This is a genomic window from Streptomyces meridianus, assembly GCF_023703325.1.
GTDB lineage: Bacteria > Actinomycetota > Actinomycetes > Streptomycetales > Streptomycetaceae > Streptomyces > Streptomyces meridianus.
The window spans coordinates 1-19,784 of record NZ_JAMQGM010000058.1 but is presented as its reverse complement, the minus strand read 5'-3'; the positions used below and the strand labels follow the sequence as shown (position 1 = coordinate 19,784).

Sequence of the window (19,784 nt, the reverse complement as noted above, 5' to 3'; positions counted from 1 at the left end):
TCGGATGAGCGACGTGCGTGCAGCCTCTGTTTCGAATGAACCCGAAGACCGGCTCCCGCGCAATCCGGGCGGGATCATCCCGCCGCCCGGTGCGATGCTGAGGGGGTGGAAGCACCCGAGCTGACCGTCGGTTTCGCCCCCGAGCTGCAGCTGTTCCTGCCCACGCGTCTGCGGGGTGGGCAGGTGACGGTGGCAGCGGACGGGACCTCGACGATCGGGCACCTGGTCGAGTCCCTCGGGCCGCCGCTGACGGAGGTGGGCGGCATCCTCGCGGACGGGCGCCCCGTGACACCGTCGTTCCGCCCGCACGGTGGAGAGTCGGTCTCGGTGCTGCCGGTGCACCGTCCCCAGGAGCTCCCGTACGGGGCAGCGCGCTTCGTGCTCGACGTGCATCTCGGCACGCTCGCCCGGCGGTTGCGTCTCCTCGGCGTCGACACCCGCTATGGCAACGACATGAACGACGACGCCCTGATCGCGCAGGCGAACCGCGAGGAACGGATCCTGTTGACCCAGGACCGCGGACTGCTGAAGCGCCGGCTGCTCGGGCACGGTGCGTTCGTCCGCGGCAGCAGACCCGACGCCCAGCTCCACGACGTCCTCGACCGGTTCGCACCCGTTCCCCGGCCGTGGACGCGCTGCGTCGTCTGCAACGGTTGCCTCATCGCCGTCGGCAAACAGGAGGTGGAACCGGTGCTGATGCCCGGCACCCGGCGCACCTACGACGCCTACCACCGCTGCCGGGACTGCGGCCGGGTCTACTGGCACGGGGCGCACAGCCGCCGTCTGGACGCGATCGTGGACGAGGCGCGCCGGATCGTCGGGCGGTCCGGGACTCCAGCGGAGGGGACGGGGAACGGCGCGGCCCGGCGGCCGGCGTCGTGAACCCGGGAGCAATGCGTGGCCGTGGGCGTGCGGTGACCGATGCGGGGGCGGGGGATGGCGTTCGCCGGTGCCCTGTGGGAGTCAACCGGAGGAGCGATGCCCCGGGATCCCGGGGCATCGAGCGGGCACCTGTCGCTGAGCCGTTCGAGGCCGAACCGGTACGTGTGAGGAGCAGCCTGCGGGGGTGACCCCGGGGGCGGCCCGCGCGTTGAGTGTGTCGTGACGATGACGCAGCTTCGCGCAGTCCCGTACCGGCGAGCCCTCGGCGAGCCCGCCGCGAGCGAAACGGTTCCTCATCCCATCGAGGCGCCGATCTACAGCGCTCTCGTCCAGCGCTGGGCATCAGCGGGCCGGACCATCCCCGGCTACCACGACCAGGAGTGGCGCTCCCTCATCGACCGCCCCGCCTGGCCCGCCCACTGATCCTCCCTCCCCCTCGTCCTCCGGTTCGTTCCGCACACCGGACCGGCAGACGCCGCCGCGCGGACCCGTCGCCCGGGAGCGTCAGGAGGCCGGCCGTTCGATGTGCGGGCCACGGCGAGGGAGCCACCCGCTGACGGGTCCCGCCGCGTTCGGGACACGATCCACAGCGCCTCGCCGACGCCCGCGCTCCCGTGAGCACCCCCGCGGTGAGCTCCGTTCCCGGCCGCGGCCCGGCCGCTCCGGGGTCTTGTCGGGCTGCTACCGCGGTCCGATTGCACAGCCGGGCCCGTCGGCAAGCGCACGAGCCTCAGCGGTGGGCAGGACCGACGCATCGGAATGCCGGCCCGGCGAGGGCTCCGGCCGGGGGAAGCCCGTGAGGGCCGTCCGGCTGATTTCCACGACAAATCACTCTTTCGCCACTTTCCCGCCAGAATACTTCCTGTGAGCATGGAAGAACTCATGGTGATCGACCCCCACCACTCCAGGAGAACCCCATGATTCTGTCCATCTCGGGCGTCGTGCTGCTGGCCATCATCGTCTTCCTGTTCTTCCGGAAGGACGGCCTGAAGGCCTCGCACGCCGTGGTCTGCGCGCTCTTCGGCTTCTTCCTCGCGAGCACCGCGATCGCCCCGAGCATCAAGGCCGGCACGGCGAGCCTCGCGAGCCTGCTGGGCGGAATCAAGTTCTAGGGTCCGTCTCTCGCATACCGCCTGGCTCGGCCCGCCCTGCACGCCCTCCCCCAGCCGCCGGCCGGGGCGCCCCCGGATGGCGTTGCCAATCGTCCGGGGTACGGCCTTCCGAGGTCCACAGCATGGGAACCCCGGAGGACGGCTCTCCGCCTTGCAGCTGCACGCGCCGGCCGAACCCGAGTCCCGCCGCCCGACGGACGGCGCCGTCGAGGGACAGACCCCGGGCGTGCCGGTCCGGCACGGCTTTCCGCAGCGTCGGCCGGATTCCCGCACACGGCTGTGCGGGCCCTCGGACCAGCGGCCGGCCCGGACCGGACCCCGCTCGCCGGGCCGGCCGGGATCGGCACGCCCCAGGAGTGGAACGGCAGTTCACCCACGAGCACCAGGAGACCGACGTGGCACGGCGACCGCTCCCCCGCATCCTGACCGCCAAGCAACCCCTGGCCCGCGGCCGCGGCTTCGCCCGCAGCGCCGCGGACGGCGCGACGGATGTGCTCCACCCCCTGATCACCGTCTCCCGTGGCCTGCGACGGCTGGCAGCGGCCGGGCGGCGCAGGTGGAACGCCACACCGAAGGACCGGCGCGGGCCCGTCCTCTTCTTCCTGGCTGCCTGTCTCCTGCTCGTAGGGCTCGCCCCCTACGGCCCCCTGGTGGCGCTGATCGCGCTGATGGGGGCAGCGGCCTGGGCGGGGCGTGAGCGGACCTCGACCACCGGCCCCACGCCCGCCCAGACCGCGCGGCTCCAGGCCCTCTACGAAGCGCTGGTGCCCTACCTGTCGGCCGCCGAGGACCCCAAGCCCCTCTTCACCCACGGCGGCGACTGGCGTCAGTCCTTCCGCGAGTACGCGTTCGACGAGTCGGGCCGGGTGACCGAGCTGCGGCTGCGCTACCCGCCGTATTTCACGGACGGCGAGCAGGCGTCCCGCAACCGGATCGAGCAGGTGCTCCACGCCAAGTGCGGGCGGGGCAGGGAGTACCGCTTCCGGTGGGACGAAGAAACGGGTCAGCTCCGGATGACCGTCCTTCCGGAACTCCCGACCGGCGTCTGTACCCAGCGCTTCGTCGCCTCGCCCGGCGAGATCGTGCTGGGCTTCACCGATGCGGAGGGCGTCCAGCGGACCCTCCCCGTCGACGAGAACGGGGCCACGCGCGACGCCTCACCGGTGGTGTGGCGGACCGGCTCGCGCTCGCACGAGCCGCATCTCCTCGTGGTCGGCCGGCCAGGCAGCGGCGTCACCACTCTGCTGCGTTCGATCGCCCTGCAGGGCCTGCCGCACGGCGACGTGGTCGTGGTGGACGGGGGCGGCGCCGGGGAGTACGCCTGCCTGATCGGCCGTACCGGAGTTCCGGCGGTGGAGAGCGGGCTCGCCGGGGCGCTGGCCATTCTCGAGTGGGCGGCGCAGGAGACCGAGCGCCGCATGGTCGCCGTCAGCCGCGCGCGTCAGGAGGGCCGTCCCGCACCGGAGGAGATCCGCCGTCAGCTGTGGATCCTGGTCGACCGGCCCGTCCCCCTCGGTCATCTGGCCGCTGTCGAAGGCCGAACCGACCCGCAGGAGTTGCTGGACATCCCGTTGCGGCACGGCCGCGCCGCCAACGTCGCCGTCGTGGTCGGCGAACAGTTCGACGCGGTCGGCTCGCTCGGCCGGACCGTCCGCGCCCACACCCGGGCCCGGGTGACGCTCGGCCATGCGGCCGCCGAACAGGTCGCCGCCGTGCTGGGCGATCCGCCGCACACCACCCCGACCCCCCGGTTCCCGCCGGGTCGCGGCTACGCCCGGCTCGGCACGGGAGAGGTGCACCGGCTCCAGGTGCCCGCCACCCCGGACCCGTACGACGACGATGCGCCGGAGGCCCAGCGCCGGTCCGTGCTGGACCTGCTGCCGGCTCGGGCCGGGGTGACCCTCGAGAAGGCCGAACCGGCCGGAGCGCGCGCCGACGGCTGACGGCACGGCAGCAGCAGCGCTTGACCGCCCCCGCTCGATACGACCGACCGGCCGGGCAGGGGCCACTCAGGCGATGAGACCGGCGGGCATGTCGGCGCCGACGGGTCCGCCCTCGGCCACGATCGACGCGGCCGTCGCAAGCCGGGCGGCGGCCGTCTCGACCAGCGCCGCGCCTGCGGTGAACGGCAGGCGCACAAAGCCCTCGAAGGCCCCGTCGACGCCGAACCGGGGGCCCGACGGCACGCGGACGCCCAGCCGTTCCCCCGCCTCGGCGATGCGGGAACCGGACAACCCGCCGGTGCGTGCCCACAGGGTCAGCCCGCCGTCGGGCACGGTGAACTCCCAGTCGGGAACGTGGCGCCGGAGTGCCGCAACCAGACAGTCGCGGTTGTCACGGACCTGGAGGCGCCGGGCGTCGAGGGCCGCGTCCCAGCCTCCGTTCTCCAACAGCCGCAGCAGGGCGAGCTGTTCGAGCACGGGCGAGCCGAGGTCGGTGTACGCGCGGGCCGCGACGAGGCTGCGGATCACGTCCGGGGCTGCTCGCACCCAGCCGATGCGCAGCCCGGCCCAGAACGCCTTGCTGGCCGAGCCGACGGTGACGACGGTGCTGCCGGCGGGATCGAACGAGCAGACGGGGCGGGGCATGTCGAGTCCGGGCTCGAGTGCCAGATCGGCCATGGTCTCGTCGACGACCAGAACCGTGCCCGCCGAACGGGCGGCGGCCGCGAGCTGGCGCCGCTGGTCCTCCCCCGCCAGGGCGCCGGTGGGGTTGTGGAAGTCGGCGACGACGTAGGCCATGCTCGGCGCGGCGTCGCGCATGACCTGCCGCCAGGCCGCGATGTCCCACCCTGCAAGCCGTCCGGCCATGGCCACGGGTACGAGCCGGGCGCCCGCTTCGCGCATCAGCTGCAGAACGTTGGCGTAGGAGGGGGCTTCGACCGTCACCCGCTCGCCCCGTCCGACGAACAGGTGGCAGATGGCGGCAACGGCGCCCATCGCGCCGGTCGTCACCATGATCTGCTCGGGCATGGTGGGGACACCGCGCGCCGAGTAGCGGTCGGCCAGGGCCCGGCGAAGCACCGGCAGGCCGGCGGGATAGTCGCCGTGGGTGTGGGCGTAGGGAGCCAGCGAGCCGAGGGCTTCCTGGAAGGAGCGGGTCAGCCAGGGCTCGGGCGCCGGCAGTGCCGCACAGCCCAGATCGATCATGGACTCGGCGGCGTCGGGCGGAAGCGGGTCCAGTCCCCGGGTGGGCAGGGGATTGCCGGCCGGTACGGAGGTCCAGCTGCCGGCACCCCGGCGGGAGGTGAGGAAGCCCTCGGAGCGCAGGGCCTCGTAGGCGGAGGCTACGGTCGTCCTGCTCGTCGCCAGGGCGGCCGCCAGCTCGCGCTCGGCGGGAAGCCTTGCCGCCACCGGCACTCTGCCCTCGAGGACCAGCAGCCGCACCCCGTCGGCGAGAGCCCGGTAGGCAGGCGGACGACGGCTGCCCGGGGTGGCACCGGCGCTCTGCGACGCGAGCAGCTGGGCGAGTTGCGCGGCCCCCACGGCCGAAGTCCACTGCCCCATGTCGGCAGTCCACCTCTCGTCGATTGGCCATCGAAGTGGCCTGACTCAGGGGTGAGAATGCCATGCATGCGCCTACGCCGCCACTGCCCCGGCCCGGACCGCCGCCCGTCCGCGTTCCGGGGAACCGGGCTCACCCGGCGTCTCACCCGGCTCTACCTCGGGCTCGTGCTCTACGGCGCGAGTGCGGCGCTGCAACTGCGCGCGGGGCTCGGGCTCGGCCCGTGGGACGTGTTCCATCAGGGCGTCGCCCGTCACACCGGGCTGTCCATCGGCACCGTTTCGATCGCGGTCGGCGCCGTCGTGCTGCTGCTGTGGATCCCCCTGCGGGAGCGGCCGGGACTCGGCACCGCGTCGAACGTGGTGGTGGTGGGCCTGTCCCTGGACGCGACACTGCTCCTGGCTCCCGAACCCCGGGCTGCGGTGCTGCGCGCCGCCCTGCTGGGCTTCGCCGTCGCACTGAACGGCCTGGCGACCGGGCTGTACATATCGGCCCGTTTCGGGGCCGGTCCACGCGACGGGCTCATGACCCGGCTGCACGAGATCACCGGCCGCTCGGTCCGCCTGATCCGCACCTCGATCGAGGTGACCGTGCTGGCCTGCGGGTGTCTGCTGGGCGGTTCGGCGGGCGTCGGCACCGTCGTCTACGCCCTCGCCATCGGCCCGCTGGCGCAGGTGTTCCTGCGCATCTTCGGCTTCACTTCACGACCGGGACGGCCGCGACGGAGGAGGCAGGAGGGGAAGCCCGGCTCGTACGCCCGCGCCATACTGCGGCGGTGATCTCTCGACGCCACCCCTTCCTCGACCACCCCGCCACGCTCGCCTTCGCCCATCGCGGCGGAGCGGCGGACGGCCTGGAGAACACGGTCTCCGCCTTCCGCCGCGCCGTCGAGGCCGGCTACCGCTACCTCGAGACGGACGTGCACTGCACGGCGGACGGGGCGCTGGTGGCGTTCCACGACGCCACCCTGGATCGGGTCACCGACGCTCAGGGGCGACTGGCGGAACTGCCGTGGAGCGAGGTCCGGCAGGCGCGGGTCGCAGGCACCGAGCCGCTGCCGCTGTTCGAGGACCTGCTCGAGCAGTTCCCCGGTGCGAGGTGGAACGTGGACGTCAAGGCCGGCGAGGCCGTCGAGCCTCTCGTCGGCCTTCTTCGCCGGCGGGACGCCTGGGACCGGGTGTGCCTCGGTTCGTTCTCGGAAGGCCGGATCGTCCGGGCGCAGCGCCTCGCCGGCCCCCGGCTGGCCACGTCACTGGGCACGCGGGGCGTGCTGGGTCTCCGCCTGCTGTCGCACCGGTTGCCCGCCCGGCACCGCCGTACGGCACTGGCCGCCCAGGTGCCCGAATGCCACTCGGGGGTCAGGTTGGTGGACCGTTCCTTCGTCCGCGCGGCTCATCGCCGCGGTCTCCAGGTCCACGTGTGGACCGTGAACGATCCGGATCGGATGGCAGCCCTCCTGGACCTCGGCGTGGATGGCATCATGACCGATCACATCGAGATGCTGCGCACGGTGCTGCAGGACCGGGGGGACTGGGCCTGAACCGGTGCGGGCGTGCGGCGACGAAGGCATGGGGGACCGGTTGAGCGTCGGGAACACGGACGGGCCGCACGCGCCGGCGGCCCCGGCGGCCCCGGGGACGGCCGCGCGCCGCCGGGAACAGCGCGGGTGGTATTTCTACGACTGGGCGATCTCGGTCTTCTCCACCAGCGTGATCACGGTCTTTCTCGGGCCGTACCTGACGGCGGTGGCCCGGGCCGCGGCCGACGCTCGGGGTTACGTGCACCCGCTCGGCATCCCGGTGAGCGCCGGTTCGTTCTTCGCCTACTGCGTCTCGCTCTCGGTGCTGTTGTCGGTGCTGGTCATGCCGCTGGCGGGGGCGGCCGCCGACCGCTCGGGCCGCAAGAAGCCCCTGCTGGGGGCCTTCGCATACGCCGGCGCGGGCGCCACGTCCGGAATGTTCTTCCTGGAGGGCGACCGCTATCTGCTGGGCGGTGCGCTGCTGATTGTGGCGAACGTCGCGTTCGGCGTCTCGATGGTCCTATACAACGCGTTTTTGCCGCAGATCGCCGAACCGGAGGAACGGGACCGGGTCTCCTCCCGTGGCTGGGCCTTCGGGTACGCCTCGGGCGCCCTGGTGCTCCTCGCCGACCTCGCGCTCTTCTCGATGCACGAGTCGTTCGGTGTCTCCGAGGGAGCGGCGGTACGGATCTGTCTGGCGACCGCGGGATTGTGGTGGGGCGGCTTCGCGGTGATCCCGCTGCTCCGGTTGCGCGAGCGCACCGGGGCAGGGGAGCCCGGCGCTGCGGGACTCGGCGGTGGCTGGCGCCAGCTGCTGGCCACGCTGCGGGACATGCGGAGGTATCCGCTGACACTGCTGTTCCTGGTCGCCTATCTCGTCTACAACGACGGTGTGCAGACGGTGATTTCGCAGGCGGCCGTCTACGGATCCGAGGAACTGGGGCTGGAGCAGTCGACGCTGATCTCGGCGATCCTGCTGGTGCAGGTGCTGGCGGTGGCGGGCGCGCTCGGCATGGGACGGCTGGCGGAACGCTTCGGTGCCAAGCGCACGATCCTCGGGTCGCTCGTGGCGTGGACGCTGACGGTCGGCGCGGGGTACTTCCTGCCCGCGGGTTCCACGGGCTGGTTCTTCGTCCTGGCGGCGTCGATCGGTCTGGTGATGGGCGGCAGCCAGGCGCTGTCGCGATCGTTGTTCTCGCATCTCATCCCGCAGGGGAAGGAGGCGGAGTACTTCTCCGCGTATGAGGTGAGCGACCGGGGAACCAGCTGGTTGGGACCGCTGCTGTTCGGTCTGACGTACCAGTGGACGGGAAGCTACCGGGACGCGATCATCTCGCTCGTGGTCTTCTTCGTCGCGGGTTTCGTGCTGCTCACGAGGGTGCCGGTGCGGCGGGCCGCCGCGGCAGCGGGCAACGTCACACCGGAACGGATTTAGAGGTTGAGCCCAAAGGGCGGTAGTGTACTCCCTTGACCTGCCTGGCGGACCGTTACTGCACGCAGAACAAGCCGAAACGCTGGGTGACATCCCCAGCCGGATGTGACAAACCGGGCGCTGGTGGGTAAAACAAGGGGCGGCACGACGGGCGACGCATGTCCCGGATCGGGAATTATCTCCGCCGACCGGACGTTGACCGGATGACGACGACAGCGACACCTGTCCTGTGGGGCGAGAGCCCGGGAGGCACAATTCATGAGTGAGCGAGCTCTCCGCGGCACGCGACTTGTGGTCACCAGCTACGAGACCGACCGCGGCATCGATCTGGCCCCGCGCCAGGCGGTGGAGTACGCATGCCAGAACGGCCACCGATTCGAGATGCCGTTCTCGGTGGAGGCGGAAATTCCGCCGGAGTGGGAGTGCAAGGCATGCGGTGCCCTGGCACTCCTGGTCGACGGCGACGGCCCGGAGGAGAAGAAGGGCAAGCCCGCACGTACGCACTGGGACATGCTCATGGAGCGACGCACCCGCGAGGAGCTGGAAGAGGTGCTGGCCGAGCGGCTGGCCGTTCTCCGCTCCGGCGCCATGAACATCGCGGTGCACCCGCGCGACAACCGCAAGTCCGCCTGACGGCGGCACCCGGTTCACAGCGAAGGGCCCGGATCACCGAGGGTGATCCGGGCCCTTCGCCCGTTCCGGACGTCCTTTCGTTCACCCCGGGCGCGACGAACACGGGGTTCACGGGCTCGCCGGCGGCCCGTCGTCGTCCGGCTTTTCGTCCTCCCGGATCACCTCGCCCTGGACTACCTTCCCGTCCGGGCGGTGCATACGGGCCTGCCGCAGTGAGTCCTCGAGGCTTCCCGGCACGGCGCCCTTCATCCTGCGCTCCAGTGACCGTTCGGTTCTGCTGCGGATCAGGGCGGCGGTCGGCGGGAAGAGGCAGAGGAGCCCGGCCACGTCGGACAGCAGCCCGGGAATCATGATCAGCACACCTCCCAGCATGGCGAGCGCGTTCCCGCGCTCCGGCTGCCGGGGCCCCGCCGCGCCCGTGGAGCGGCCGCCTGCCGCCTGGACGTTCTCGGCCAGACGCCGCCAGGCCCGCAACCCGGCTCGCTTGACCACGATGCCACCGAGTACGAACCCGGCTGCGAGCAGCAGGAGGACGGTCCACCCGCCCGCCACGTCGGCAACGGCGAGGAGGATCCAGATCTCGGCAACCACCCAGGCCGCGACGGCAAGTGGCGCGAAGCTCCGGGGCGATGAGCGCCGCGTTCGCCGCGGGGGTTGCTCCCCTCCGGGCGGCAGTGGGGGGTCTGGGGGCCGGTGTCTGCTGCTCATGTGTCCCAGTGTGCCCGGCCGTCGCCGGAAGAGGGATCCGCCCGGGGAGGATTGCCTCGCGCGTGACGGGTACGCGAGTTGCCAAGGTATTTCCGAGACGCCCGCGAGCGGCGTGTGGGGAGCAATCATGGACTGGCGACAGGAAGCGGCCTGCCTCGGCGAGGATCCGGAACTGTTCTTCCCGGTGGGCAACACCGGACCTGCCCTGCTGCAGGTGCAGGAGGCAAAGGCCGTGTGTGCAACGTGCCCGGTGACGACGCAGTGCCTGGACTGGGCGCTCGACAACCATCAGGATTCGGGTGTTTGGGGCGGCACCGGCGAGGACGAGCGCCGCGCCATGCGCCGCCGGCGCCAGCGCGAACGGTCCCGCCTGCGCGCCCAGGGCTGATGCTCCCGGACCGAGACGACCGTCCCCGCATGAGCGCAGGCCGTCCGGGTACCCGCTCTCGAAGACCGAACGCGCAACCCCAGGAGGCCAGGCATGATGCAGCAGCATCACGGCGACCAGGCCGAATCGGCCGCGGGCATCCCGCGGGACATGCCCGACCAGCAGGCCGGAGCCACGGACGACCACGACCGCGACCAGGAAGCCACGGGGCCGGAGGCCCACGAGGACGTGCCCGGCACCGACGAGGCGGGAACCGGCCGGCGCGGTGAACGCGACGCGCCGGGCGTCGGTCCCGGGCAGCCCGTCCCCGACGAACCGGCCGACTGATCCGCCGGGTTCACCGGACTTCTGCCGAGGATGACCGGTGCTCGACGCGCCGCGTTGCAGGCCAGGGCCACTCACGTCGCTCACAGGATCGCGAAGATGATTGCGGCGGAGATGCATGGGGGCACCTCACGTGCCGAAGGCCATGGGGGAGCGCCCGGACGCGGGATCTCCCTGGAGGGGCTGGGCAGTATCCCGGTCTCTCCCCCAGCCTTCGGCCGGGGGCGCGGCGCCCCCAGGGCCGGCCGATCTCGTCGGCGGGGTCAACGTGCGCAACCGTGCACGCTGGGCGTGGGTGTTCGTCACCGCACCCGTACCTCCAGGGACCTGACGACTTCCCGGACCGACCCGTGGCCGTCCGGTCGTAGGGGACGGCCGAGAGCGCAACCCGGCTCGAAGGCCACCGGGCGCACAAGCTCGATCCCTTCAGGGCCGAGAAGGTGACCTGTCCCGTGGGCGCCGGGCGCGGCGCCGCCAGGTGACGAACCCCACGACGGTGATCGCGAGAGCCGCTGCGGCGATCCCCCACCGGGTGACGGAGAACTGCTGCGCGGCGACGGTGGTCCTCCCCCGGTGTGCCGCCGGGGAGGCGGCAGGCGGCGACGGGGCATCCAGCGATCCCACCGGCTCGGCCGCCTCCGACCCGAAGCCCCAGTCCAGCAGCGCTCTCGCCTCCTCATAGACGGCGTGCGACTTGCCGGACCGCGGATCCATGACCGTGACGATCACGGTCCGCCCGTCCCGCCGGGCCGCTGCGACGAGCGTGTTGCCGGCCTTGGTGGTGTAGCCGTTCTTCACCCCGACCAGCCCCGGATACGCCTCCACCCCCTGGGTTCCGGACAGCAGCCGGTTGGTGTTCTGGATGCGGTAGGCGCCCGAGGGTCCGACTCCGGGAAACCACGCCGCGGCCGTGGAGCAGTACCGGCTGAACGCGGGATCGGCCAGTCCGGCCCGGGCGAAGAGCGCCAGGTCATAGGCGGACGAGACCTGGCCGGGTGCGTCGTAGCCGTCCGGTGAGACGACGCGGGTGTCGTGGGCGCCCAGCTCCTGTGCCTTGGCCTGCATTTGCCGAACCGTGGCTTCCACCGATCCGTTCATGCGGGCAAGGACCTGGACCGCGTCGTTGCCGGAGCTGAGGAACACCCCCCGCCAGAGGTCGCCGATCCCGTAGTCCAGTCCGGGCTCCAGTCCGACCCGGCTGCTGCCCTCTCCGACGTTCTCGAGGTCCGCCGCCGTGACTGTGTGCGTCGTAGCGGGCGGGATCTTCGGCAGCACGGTGAGGGCGAAGAGGACCTTCAGGGTGCTGGCGGGCGGCAGACGGCGGTGGGCGTTCCTGGCCGCGAGCACATCCCCCGATGCCGCATCGGCCACGAGCCAGGAACGCGCCGACAGGTCATCGGGCAGCTCGGGGGTGCCGGTGGCCCGTCCGACCCGCACTCCGGTACCTCCGAGCGCTCCCTGCGGGTTCTGCCTCGGCGGCTGCACGGCCCCGCTTGTGCAGGCACCCGCCAGACAGGCGGTGGCACAGACGAGAGCCGCGATGCGCCGTATCGAACGCGGCGGTGAGGGGTTCATGGCACCACGGTAGGAAGCCCGCGCCCCGGCCGTCGTCCACTGCTGCTCCACCCGGGCGGGGGCGGTCCGGACGGCAGTCCGCGACGCCGTCCGGGCGACCCTCGGTGAGCCCGGAGTGCCTCTGGCATAGGCCGAACACATCTGCCATCTTCTTATCGAACTATCAAAACCTGTCATCCATAGTTCAGTTACTGTCGCTGAAGCGTCATTTGAGAGGTCGTATCGGTCAGCGACCGCGAGTATCATCAGCCCGCCTCCGGGTGAGCGCAATCGGACTATGCTCCGTGCACATGGCGCGTTGCCGTGATCACAATCGGTCATCAACGCCTGCATCGAAGCTGGTCCCACCCGGGGCCGAGTGGTCCGGCACGGCCCCGGCCGTACGGGAAGCACTCGGCGAGGCCGGCAGCTCCGGTGCGGGCCCGATATCCGGGAGCACGATCAGCAACACCGCTCGCTTCCCCGTGATCGGTCCGCCGCCAAGTGTTCCGCCCGACTGCCTAAGGGATGCCGATGGTTTCTGCCGGTTCACCACCCGGAGCGCGTCCGCGCACTGCTCACCTCTCCTGGTTCCTCCTCGCAGCTGTGGTGGCCGGGGTCGTCGTCGCCCTGTTCAACGTGCCGGCCGAGCTGCGACCCACCGTCGCCGTCAGCGGCGGCACATGCGTCCTCCTCGTGGGGATCACTGCTGCGGAGGCCTCGCGCCGCGGCCGCCTCGTCAAGGACCTGCAACGGCACCTTGCCGAGCAGGAGGCCTCCTTCTCGCAGCGACTCGCCGACCAGCACTCCGCTCTCACCCAGGGAATGGCGGCCCAGCACAGCGCCACCGTCTGGCTCGCCGACGAACTCCTGCCCTCGGTGGTGGAACGGCTCCAGCGCGGTGAGGACGCCGGCGAGATCCTCGCCACGCTCCCCGTCGCTCCCGGGCTGGACGAACAGTTCTCCCAGGCCCACCAGGCCGTGATCCGCGTGGTCCTGAACGCGGTCCAGGCCGAGGAGGCGATGCGCGAATCGGCGCAGCGGGCCCTGGTGAACGTGGCACGCCGCGTCCAGGCCCTCATCTCCCAGCAGGCCCGCGACCTGACACAGATGCAGGACCGGCACGGTACGGATCTGGTGGTCTCCAGGGATCTGCAGCAACTCGACCACCGCACCGCTCTGATCGGACGACTGGCCGCCAGCATCGCCGTCCTGGGCCGGGCGCGTCCGGGCCGCCAGTGGCAGAAGGACCTGCCGCTTGAGGAGGTCCTGGGCGGGGCCCAGTCGCAGATCCTGGATTTCGCCAGGGTCGACCTGCAGTCGGTGACCGAGGTCGGCATCCAGGGACCGGCGGTGGAACCGCTGATCCACGTCTTCGCCGAGCTTCTCGACAACGCCACGCGCTACTCGCCCCCCAATTCCCGGGTCATCGTCACCGCCGTGGAGGTCGGTTCGGGCGTCGCGGTCGCCATCGAGGACGGCGGCATCGGCCTGACCGAGGAGGCCCGCAACCGGGTCCGGCAGGCGCTCTCCCAGGCGTCGACGGGCATCGACTTGGTCGACCTGGGCGAAACTCCCCGTCTGGGCCTGCCCGTTGTCGGCCGGCTCGCCGAGGACTACGGGCTCACCGTTGCTTTGGAGGTCTCCGGATACGGCGGAGTGCGCGCTGTCGTGACGGTGCCGCACCGCTTCCTGACGCCGATCCAGGACGCGGCGCGTCACGTGCCCGGCGCCGCCCCCACGCCGCAGCGGATCGCACCGGGACCGACCGGGCCGGTCCGGGGCAACGAGCCGCAGACGGAGCGGAGTCCGGCCAGCGGCCTGCCCCAGCGGCGCCGCAGCCCCGGGAGTGCTCCGCCGCTCGTCGGCACCGCGCTGAGCGGCTCCGCCTCCGCCAGTGCCCCGGCTCCGGCCCCCCGCACTGCGCCGGGCGCCTCCGCGCCGCCGCCGGGCCTGTGGCTGGACGCCTTCCACAGCGGCAAAGCCGTCGTCGATGCGCCGGATGATCCGGCCAGAACTGCCAGCCGTACCAGTGAGCCGTCGGACAAGGGTGAGTGAGTAGCAGTGTTGCGTCAGCCGAATATGGACTGGATGCTCGAAGAGCTGGCCACGAGTGTCCCGCACGTGCGGCACGTCGTGGTCCTGTCGTCGGACGGGCTTCCCATAGCCCGGGCGGGCGAGGAATCCGAGGCACGGACCAACGACATGATCGCGGACCGGCTGGCGGCCGTCGGGGCCGGGCTCAAAAGCCTGGCCAACTCCGTGGCGGCGGACTACTTCCCGCCCGAGGGCCGCAGCATCCGCATGGTGGCCATGGAGGCCACCGGCGGCTTCTACTACCTCATGGAGGCCGGGGAGCACGCGTATCTCGCCGTCCTGGCGGACGCCGAGGTCGACAACCAGCTGATGGGCAACCAGATGCGGTCCCTGGTGAACCGCGTCGGAGCCCATCTGACCACCCCGCCGCGGGCTGCCGGGCAGGTCACATGACGCAGAGCGCAGAATCCTGGGACGAAGGCACCCCCAAGCGGCTGTACGTCATCACCGGAGGCCGCCAGCCGCCCGAGCAGGCGGCGATCGACCTCGTCACGCTCATCGTGGCGCGCACCCCGCCCCAGCCCGGGATGAAGCGTGAGCACGCGGCCATCCTGACCATGTGCCACTACCCGCTGTCGGTGGCCGAGATCTCGGCCTATCTGGGACTCCCGTTCAGCGTCGTGACCGTGCTGCTCGCGGACCTGTTACAGGCCACTCACATAGAAGCGCGCGACCCGGTCCCGGCCGCGGCGCTCCCTGACATCACCCTTCTTGAGGAGGTGATCCGTGGGCTCCACAAACTCTGATGCCCTGACGGGACCGCGTACCGAGCACGTGCTCCCCTCCTCGGCGGCAACGGCGGTCAAGGTCGTGATCGTCGGCGGATTCGGGGTCGGTAAGACGACCATGGTCGGTTCGGTGAGCGAAATCCCGCCGCTGAGCACCGAAGAGACGATGACGCAGGCCAGCGCCGGCATCGACGACAACGCCGGTGTGGAGGGCAAGACCTCCACCACGGTCGCGATGGACTTCGGCCGGATCAGCCTCAACGAGCAGCTGGTGCTGTATCTGTTCGGGACCCCCGGGCAGGAGCGCTTCTGGTTCCTGTGGAACGGGCTCTTCGAAGGCGCTCTGGGATCGGTGGTCCTCGTGGACACCCGTCGCCTCGACACCTGCTTCGACGTGATCACCCGTCTCGAGGACCGCCGTGTCCCCTTCATCGTGGCCCTCAACTCCTTCCCGGACTCGCCCAAGCACGAGATAGCGGACGTGCGCAGGGCTCTCGACCTGCCCGACTCGGTTCCGTTGGTGGAGTGCGATGCCCGGCTCCGGGAGTCCAGCCGTGACGTCCTGCTCACGCTGATGCACTACTTGCGCACGCTCACCGCAGCTCAGGAGACCCTGTGACCGCTCCAGCGCCCGACCACGGCCCCGCCGAACACCCGCTGCCTCCCCCGGGCTGCCCCGCCCACATCCCCCCGACCGGCCCCGACGGCACCATGCGCCTCTACGGCGAGTCGGCGGAGACCGATCCCATGGGCCTCTTCGAGGAACTCCGCAAGCAGCACGGCGGTGTGGCCCCGGTGCTGCTGCCCGGTGACATCGAGGCGTGGCTCGTCCTCGGCCATCGTGAGAACCTCGACGTCTCCCGGCGCTACACCCAGTTCTCCCGGGACTCCCGGATCTGGCACGGCTGGGACAGCGGACGGATCGCCCCCGACTCGCCGCTGCTGCCGATGATCGGCTGGCGCCCGGACTGCGTGTCGGCGGACGGGATCGACCACCAGCGGCTGCGCGCCGCCGTCACCGACAGCCTCTCGCGGTTCGACCAGCGCGGCATCCGGCGTCACATCACCCGCTTCGCGCACCGGCTCGTGGACGGCTTCTGCCAGGACGGCCAGGCCGATGTGGTCGCCCAGTTCGCGGAGCACCTGCCGATGCTCGTGCTGACCCACCTGCTCGGCATGCCCGACGAGTACGGCCCCCGGCTGGTCGCCGCGTCCCGGGACCTGATCAAGGGAACGGCAACGGCCCTCGCCAGCAACGAGTACGTCCTGGAGACCCTGCGTAATCTCGTCGAGCAGAAGCGTGCCAAGCCCGGCCACGACTTCGCCTCGGCCCTGATCGCCCACCCGGCGAACCTCTCCGACGACGAAGTCCTGCACCACCTGCGCCTCGTGCTGCTCGCGGGCTACGAGACCACCACCAACCTGATCGTGAACACGGTCCGGATGGTCGTGACCGACCCCCGCTTCCGCGGTTCGATCGCCGGCGGGCAGCTGACGCTGCCGGAGGCGGTCGAGCAGATGCTGTGGGACGAGCCGCCGCTGATGGTCTGCCCGGCCCGATGGGCCACCGGGGACGCCCAGTTGGCGGGCCGGGAGATCCGCGCGGGCGACATGCTGCTGCTCGGGCTGGCTGCCGGGAACATGGACCCCGCCGTGCGGCCGGACCCCTCTGCTCCGGTGCACCACAACCGCTCGCACCTGGCCTTCAGCGGCGGACCGCACGAATGCCCGGGCCAGGACGTCGGCCGTGCCGTCACCGAGACGGGCATCGACATCCTCCTGGCGCGCCTGCCCGACATCCGGCTGGCCGTGCCGGCGGACCAGTTGAGCTGGCGCTCGTCGCCGTGGTCGCGCCATCTGGAGGCGCTGCCCGTCGCGTTCACTCCGGCCAGGCCGAAGTCATCGTCGGTGACGACGACTTCACCCTTTCCGTCCATGGCGTCCCCTGCCGCTCCGGCCCCGGCCGGCGCTTCCGCTCAGCCGGCCACGCCGATGCCGCCGGCATCGGCGGAGCTTCCGGCGCTCGCACCGCACCCCGCGCCCGTCCCGACGCAGGTGAGCCTGCCGAGGCAGTCCCGCTGGGAGTCGCTGAAGCGGCTGGTGCGGGGCCGTTAGACACGGTCTCCCAGCGAGACGCCGTGGGGCGCCGACCGTCCGGTCGGCGCCCCACGGCGTTGCCTGTCCCGTGCCTCAGACAGCTGTTGCCCGTTCGACGGGGCTCTGTTCGGGCAACACCGGATGGAGCAGGTCGTCCACCGATCCCTTGCCCAGGCTCTCGGCCCGGGCAGCGGCGCCGGACTTCTCCGCGGCGTACCGTCCGGTGCTGCGCGCCCAGTCGTAGTTGCCGCGTATCCAGTGCCGGATGGCCTCCACCCCCATCTCGGTGGCCCGCCGTTCCTCGGGGCCCAGCCCGAGTTCGAGGCACAGTTCGGGGATCTGTCCCTCCAGCCGGAGGTACAGGGCGAGGTGCTCGTCGGTCATCGTCACCGCGGTGTCGATGGCCTCCTGGCGCGAACAGTTCAGGTGCTTGCGCAGCACCGTCACCAGGTTGTGCCCGTCTCCCCGGCGCTCCTCCCGCTCGAGCGAGTGGATGTCGTTCATGAACGCTATGGTGTCGGCCGCCGCCGCCCGCATCCGGCGCATCAGATCGTGTGCCTGCACCTGCGCGGGGACCTCGAAGTTCCTCGTTCGCTCCGCCGCGTCGATGGAGTGGTGGATCCCCACCGTGCGGCGTCGCAGGTCCAGGAACTCGGCGTATCCCAACTCGGTGCCGGCGGCCGAGAGCCGGACCTCACCGGTGTGGGCCGCCAGGAACCGGGCCCAGGACGAGGCGAAGCGGTCACACCAGGTGTCCGACATGCCGTCGGAGAGCCAGGCCCACACCTCGGACCAGGCCACGGTGACCGGACAGGAAAGATCCGGAGGAGTGCCCCTGGGCCGGAAGGGAATGGTGATCAGCTCGCGGGAGACCTGGGCAACCTGGTCGGCGTGATCGCTGACCGTCGCGTCGAACTGGTCGTCGAAGAGAAATGCGAGCGAGAACCAGTTCATCAACACGGTCATGTCATCGCCGTGCGCGTACGGGTACGTCCGCGCCGCGGCCTGCGGCAGGTCCCAGGACAGGTACTCCTGCAGCCCCGCCTCGCTCCGGACCAGCTGCTGCTGCTGGACCCACTTCACGTGCTGGGCCCTTGCATGGTCGGCGACCACGCCGACGGGCGTCTCGAAGGGGATCCCGAAGGCTAATGCCTGGGGCATGGTTGTCCGTCCTTTCGCCGCAACGCGCACGATGAGGAGGCATGCCGACAGCGGCCGTCCAGAATCTCCGGACCACCGGTCACTCCCCCCTGCGGCACCGTACCCTGCTCCGGCAGTGGCCAACCGCATAAGGAGACGGAATATGCGTCAGGCGTGTGCAACTGCCCCTGGAACGGCGGAAAGCCGCTCGTCTCAGCGGTTCGGGCTGCGCCGGCCGCGCTCCAGGAGCCGGCGGCCACGCGCTCCGACGCCCCAGGCGGTGACCCGCCACAGGGCCTCGACGACGATGTCCCGGCTCATCTTGCTGTCGCCTACCTCCCGCTCGACGAAGGTGATCGGTACCTCCACCACGCGATAGCCCGCCTTGACGGCACGCCAGGCGAGGTCGACCTGGAAGCAGTAGCCCTGGGAGGCGACCCCGTCGAGACCCAGCCCCTGGAGGGTCTCCTTCCGGAAGGCCCGGAAGCCGCCGGTGACGTCACGGATCGGGACGTCGAGCAGCAGCCGGGAGTAAGTGCTCCCGCCCCGGGAGAGGAACTGACGGGACTTCGGCCAGTTGACCACCCGCCCGCCGGGGACCCAGCGGGATCCCAGGACTGCGTCGGCGTTCCGGAGCGCCGTGAGCAGCCGGGGGAGCTCCTCCGGCTGGTGCGAGCCGTCGGCGTCCATCTCGACCAGGACGCCGTAGCCGTGCTCGAACCCCCAGCGGAAACCCGCGAGATACGCCGCGCCCAGTCCTTCCTTTCCCTTGCGGTGGAGGACATGGACCCGGCCGTCCTCGGCCCCGAGCTCGTCGGCGATCTTGCCGGTGCCGTCCGGGCTGTTGTCGTCGGCGATCAGGACGTGGGCCTCCGGCACCGCGGCGCGCACGCGGCCGACGGTCTTCCGGATGTTCCCGGCCTCGTTGAAGGTCGGGACGATCACCAGGACCGTGCCGAGTGGACCGTACGTCCGGGTTCCGCCACCGGGAGCGGTGCCACCGTCGTTCACTTCTGCCTCTTCTCCTCCGTTCGTCCCCGCCGGCCGGTCGCGACGGCGACGGCGCAGGACAGGAGGCCAACGATAGCGAGCGCCCACTCGGGAGCCGCGCCGACGCGGTCGGCGAGCGTGGTGTCGTCACGCAAAGGGATGCGCGCGGTGAGGACGTCCCGCGTGAACTCCTCGGTGCGCTGCTGGACGGTCCCGTCCGGCGCGACGACCGCGCTGATGCCGCTGGTGGCGGCTGTGATGACGGCGCGTCCGTGTTCCACCGCCCGCAGCTCGGACATGGCCAGTTGCTGGTCGGGCTGTCCGGTCCGGCCGTACGTGGCGTTGTTCGTCTGGACGACGAGCGCCCGGGCGCCCGCGCGGACGGTCTCGTGGACGATCTCGTCGTAGGCGACCTCGAAGCAGATGACGTCCCCGATGCGGGCTCCTCCGGCGTCGAGGACGCCGGTGCGGTCGCCTGGCCAGAAGTCGCGCGGCACCTGCTGCAACCGGGAGATGACCTTGCTGAGCTGGTCGCGGAAGGGCACGTACTCCCCGAACGGCACGGGGTGCTGCTTCGTGTACGACGCGCCGGGCCCGGTGACCGGGTCCCAGACGATCCCCTGGTTCTCGACGTAGCCCTGCTCGGTCGGGTGGTCCACCAGGGCGCCGACGAGCA

21 protein-coding genes are annotated in these 19,784 nt (G+C 71.4%); 15 read left to right on the top strand and 6 right to left on the bottom strand.

What is annotated here, in order from left to right; translation table 11 throughout:
* The first annotated feature begins 105 nt into the window (after positions 1-105).
* The 4 genes from M1E25_RS23835 to M1E25_RS23820 all read left to right on the top strand — a co-directional run bounded on the left by M1E25_RS23835 (position 106) and on the right by M1E25_RS23820 (position 3,937).
* Complete coding sequence (locus M1E25_RS23835; protein ID WP_251419060.1) at positions 106-882, top strand: Mut7-C RNAse domain-containing protein; 777 nt, start codon at positions 106-108, stop codon at positions 880-882.
* Positions 883-1,107: 225 nt separating this feature from the next.
* Complete coding sequence (locus M1E25_RS23830) at positions 1,108-1,305, top strand: hypothetical protein (RefSeq protein ID WP_251419058.1); 198 nt, start codon at positions 1,108-1,110, stop codon at positions 1,303-1,305.
* Positions 1,306-1,799: 494 nt separating this feature from the next.
* Complete coding sequence (locus M1E25_RS23825; protein WP_251419056.1) at positions 1,800-1,994, top strand: hypothetical protein; 195 nt, start codon at positions 1,800-1,802, stop codon at positions 1,992-1,994.
* A gap of 395 nt (positions 1,995-2,389) precedes the next feature.
* The gene (locus M1E25_RS23820; protein WP_251419054.1) at positions 2,390-3,937 is read left to right on the top strand and encodes a hypothetical protein; all 1,548 of its coding nucleotides are present in this window, start codon (positions 2,390-2,392) and stop codon (positions 3,935-3,937) included.
* Positions 3,938-4,003: 66 nt separating this feature from the next.
* Here the strand turns inward: M1E25_RS23820 and M1E25_RS23815 are convergent, their stop codons facing one another.
* Positions 4,004-5,500 carry an SCO1417 family PLP biosynthesis transcription factor gene (locus M1E25_RS23815; RefSeq protein WP_251419052.1) on the bottom strand — a complete coding sequence of 499 codons (1,497 nt, stop codon included), beginning with the start codon at positions 5,498-5,500 and terminating at the stop codon, positions 4,004-4,006.
* A gap of 66 nt (positions 5,501-5,566) precedes the next feature.
* Here M1E25_RS23815 and yczE point away from each other — a divergent pair, with 66 nt between their 5' ends.
* The 4 genes from yczE (at position 5,567) to M1E25_RS23795 (ending at position 9,082) form a co-directional block, all read left to right on the top strand.
* Positions 5,567-6,277 carry a membrane protein YczE gene (gene yczE / locus M1E25_RS23810; RefSeq protein WP_251419050.1) on the top strand — a complete coding sequence of 237 codons (711 nt, stop codon included), beginning with the start codon at positions 5,567-5,569 and terminating at the stop codon, positions 6,275-6,277.
* On the top strand, positions 6,274-7,038 hold the full coding sequence (locus M1E25_RS23805) for a glycerophosphodiester phosphodiesterase family protein (protein ID WP_251419048.1): 765 nt from the start codon (positions 6,274-6,276) through the stop codon (positions 7,036-7,038). The genes yczE and M1E25_RS23805 overlap by 4 nt, the downstream gene beginning before the upstream one ends.
* 28 nt (positions 7,039-7,066) lie before the next feature.
* On the top strand, positions 7,067-8,452 hold the full coding sequence (locus M1E25_RS23800; protein ID WP_372501374.1) for an MFS transporter: 1,386 nt from the start codon (positions 7,067-7,069) through the stop codon (positions 8,450-8,452).
* A gap of 255 nt (positions 8,453-8,707) precedes the next feature.
* Complete coding sequence (locus M1E25_RS23795; protein ID WP_251419044.1) at positions 8,708-9,082, top strand: RNA polymerase-binding protein RbpA; 375 nt, start codon at positions 8,708-8,710, stop codon at positions 9,080-9,082.
* 108 nt (positions 9,083-9,190) lie between these two features.
* On the opposite strand, the gene fxsA is transcribed toward M1E25_RS23795, so the two are convergent.
* The gene (fxsA, locus tag M1E25_RS23790; RefSeq protein WP_251419042.1) at positions 9,191-9,790 is read right to left on the bottom strand and encodes an FxsA family membrane protein; all 600 of its coding nucleotides are present in this window, start codon (positions 9,788-9,790) and stop codon (positions 9,191-9,193) included.
* 127 nt (positions 9,791-9,917) lie between these two features.
* Between fxsA and M1E25_RS23785 the strand changes: the two genes are divergently transcribed.
* Both M1E25_RS23785 and M1E25_RS23780 read left to right on the top strand, forming a co-directional pair.
* Positions 9,918-10,178: a WhiB family transcriptional regulator gene (locus M1E25_RS23785; RefSeq protein ID WP_251419040.1), complete on the top strand. Its 261-nt coding sequence runs from the start codon at positions 9,918-9,920 to the stop codon at positions 10,176-10,178.
* A gap of 93 nt (positions 10,179-10,271) precedes the next feature.
* On the top strand, positions 10,272-10,505 hold the full coding sequence (locus tag M1E25_RS23780) for a hypothetical protein (protein ID WP_251419038.1): 234 nt from the start codon (positions 10,272-10,274) through the stop codon (positions 10,503-10,505).
* Positions 10,506-10,928: 423 nt separating this feature from the next.
* Here the strand turns inward: M1E25_RS23780 and M1E25_RS23775 are convergent, their stop codons facing one another.
* A complete protein-coding gene (locus M1E25_RS23775; RefSeq protein WP_251419036.1) occupies positions 10,929-12,077 on the bottom strand; it encodes a D-alanyl-D-alanine carboxypeptidase family protein in 1,149 nt (382 codons plus the stop codon).
* A 513-nt stretch (positions 12,078-12,590) separates the two neighbouring features.
* Between M1E25_RS23775 and M1E25_RS23770 the strand changes: the two genes are divergently transcribed.
* The 5 genes from M1E25_RS23770 to M1E25_RS23750 are packed head-to-tail and all read left to right on the top strand — an operon-like array spanning position 12,591 to position 16,996.
* Entirely contained in the window at positions 12,591-14,114 is a 1,524-nt protein-coding gene (locus tag M1E25_RS23770) for a sensor histidine kinase (protein ID WP_251419034.1), read from the top strand.
* Positions 14,115-14,120: 6 nt separating this feature from the next.
* Complete coding sequence (locus tag M1E25_RS23765) at positions 14,121-14,546, top strand: roadblock/LC7 domain-containing protein (protein ID WP_372501373.1); 426 nt, start codon at positions 14,121-14,123, stop codon at positions 14,544-14,546.
* The gene (locus M1E25_RS23760) at positions 14,543-14,899 is read left to right on the top strand and encodes a DUF742 domain-containing protein (protein WP_251419032.1); all 357 of its coding nucleotides are present in this window, start codon (positions 14,543-14,545) and stop codon (positions 14,897-14,899) included. Before M1E25_RS23765 ends, M1E25_RS23760 begins: the two co-directional genes overlap by 4 nt.
* Complete coding sequence (locus tag M1E25_RS23755; RefSeq protein ID WP_251419030.1) at positions 14,880-15,500, top strand: GTP-binding protein; 621 nt, start codon at positions 14,880-14,882, stop codon at positions 15,498-15,500. Before M1E25_RS23760 ends, M1E25_RS23755 begins: the two co-directional genes overlap by 20 nt.
* The gene (locus M1E25_RS23750; RefSeq protein WP_372501370.1) at positions 15,497-16,996 is read left to right on the top strand and encodes a cytochrome P450; all 1,500 of its coding nucleotides are present in this window, start codon (positions 15,497-15,499) and stop codon (positions 16,994-16,996) included. Before M1E25_RS23755 ends, M1E25_RS23750 begins: the two co-directional genes overlap by 4 nt.
* A gap of 75 nt (positions 16,997-17,071) precedes the next feature.
* Here the strand turns inward: M1E25_RS23750 and M1E25_RS23745 are convergent, their stop codons facing one another.
* The 3 genes from M1E25_RS23745 to M1E25_RS23735 form a co-directional block, all read right to left on the bottom strand.
* Entirely contained in the window at positions 17,072-18,139 is a 1,068-nt protein-coding gene (locus M1E25_RS23745; protein WP_251419028.1) for a terpene synthase family protein, read from the bottom strand.
* Between the two features lie 192 nt (positions 18,140-18,331).
* Positions 18,332-19,129, bottom strand: a complete 798-nt coding sequence (locus M1E25_RS23740) for a polyprenol monophosphomannose synthase (RefSeq protein WP_251419026.1) — start codon at positions 19,127-19,129, stop codon at positions 18,332-18,334.
* Positions 19,126-19,784 (bottom strand): apolipoprotein N-acyltransferase (locus M1E25_RS23735; protein WP_251419024.1); only part of this gene is annotated, 659 nt, incomplete at its 5' end. The genes M1E25_RS23740 and M1E25_RS23735, both read right to left, overlap by 4 nt.

Excerpts from the sequence above, each read along its gene's own strand:
- M1E25_RS23800 (WP_372501374.1), top strand. The coding sequence starts at position 7,067 with ATGGGGGACCGGTTGAGCGTCGGGAACACGGACGGGCCGCACGCGCCG.
- M1E25_RS23815 (WP_251419052.1), bottom strand. The coding sequence starts at position 5,500 with ATGGGGCAGTGGACTTCGGCCGTGGGGGCCGCGCAACTCGCCCAGCTG.
- M1E25_RS23780 (WP_251419038.1), top strand. The coding sequence starts at position 10,272 with ATGATGCAGCAGCATCACGGCGACCAGGCCGAATCGGCCGCGGGCATC.
- M1E25_RS23825 (WP_251419056.1), top strand. The coding sequence starts at position 1,800 with ATGATTCTGTCCATCTCGGGCGTCGTGCTGCTGGCCATCATCGTCTTC.
- M1E25_RS23775 (WP_251419036.1), bottom strand. The coding sequence starts at position 12,077 with ATGAACCCCTCACCGCCGCGTTCGATACGGCGCATCGCGGCTCTCGTC.
- fxsA (WP_251419042.1), bottom strand. The coding sequence starts at position 9,790 with ATGAGCAGCAGACACCGGCCCCCAGACCCCCCACTGCCGCCCGGAGGG.
- M1E25_RS23795 (WP_251419044.1), top strand. The coding sequence starts at position 8,708 with ATGAGTGAGCGAGCTCTCCGCGGCACGCGACTTGTGGTCACCAGCTAC.
- M1E25_RS23770 (WP_251419034.1), top strand. The coding sequence starts at position 12,591 with ATGGTTTCTGCCGGTTCACCACCCGGAGCGCGTCCGCGCACTGCTCAC.
- M1E25_RS23830 (WP_251419058.1), top strand. The coding sequence starts at position 1,108 with ATGACGCAGCTTCGCGCAGTCCCGTACCGGCGAGCCCTCGGCGAGCCC.
- M1E25_RS23785 (WP_251419040.1), top strand. The coding sequence starts at position 9,918 with ATGGACTGGCGACAGGAAGCGGCCTGCCTCGGCGAGGATCCGGAACTG.
- M1E25_RS23745 (WP_251419028.1), bottom strand. The coding sequence starts at position 18,139 with ATGCCCCAGGCATTAGCCTTCGGGATCCCCTTCGAGACGCCCGTCGGC.
- yczE (WP_251419050.1), top strand. The coding sequence starts at position 5,567 with ATGCGCCTACGCCGCCACTGCCCCGGCCCGGACCGCCGCCCGTCCGCG.
- M1E25_RS23760 (WP_251419032.1), top strand. The coding sequence starts at position 14,543 with ATGACGCAGAGCGCAGAATCCTGGGACGAAGGCACCCCCAAGCGGCTG.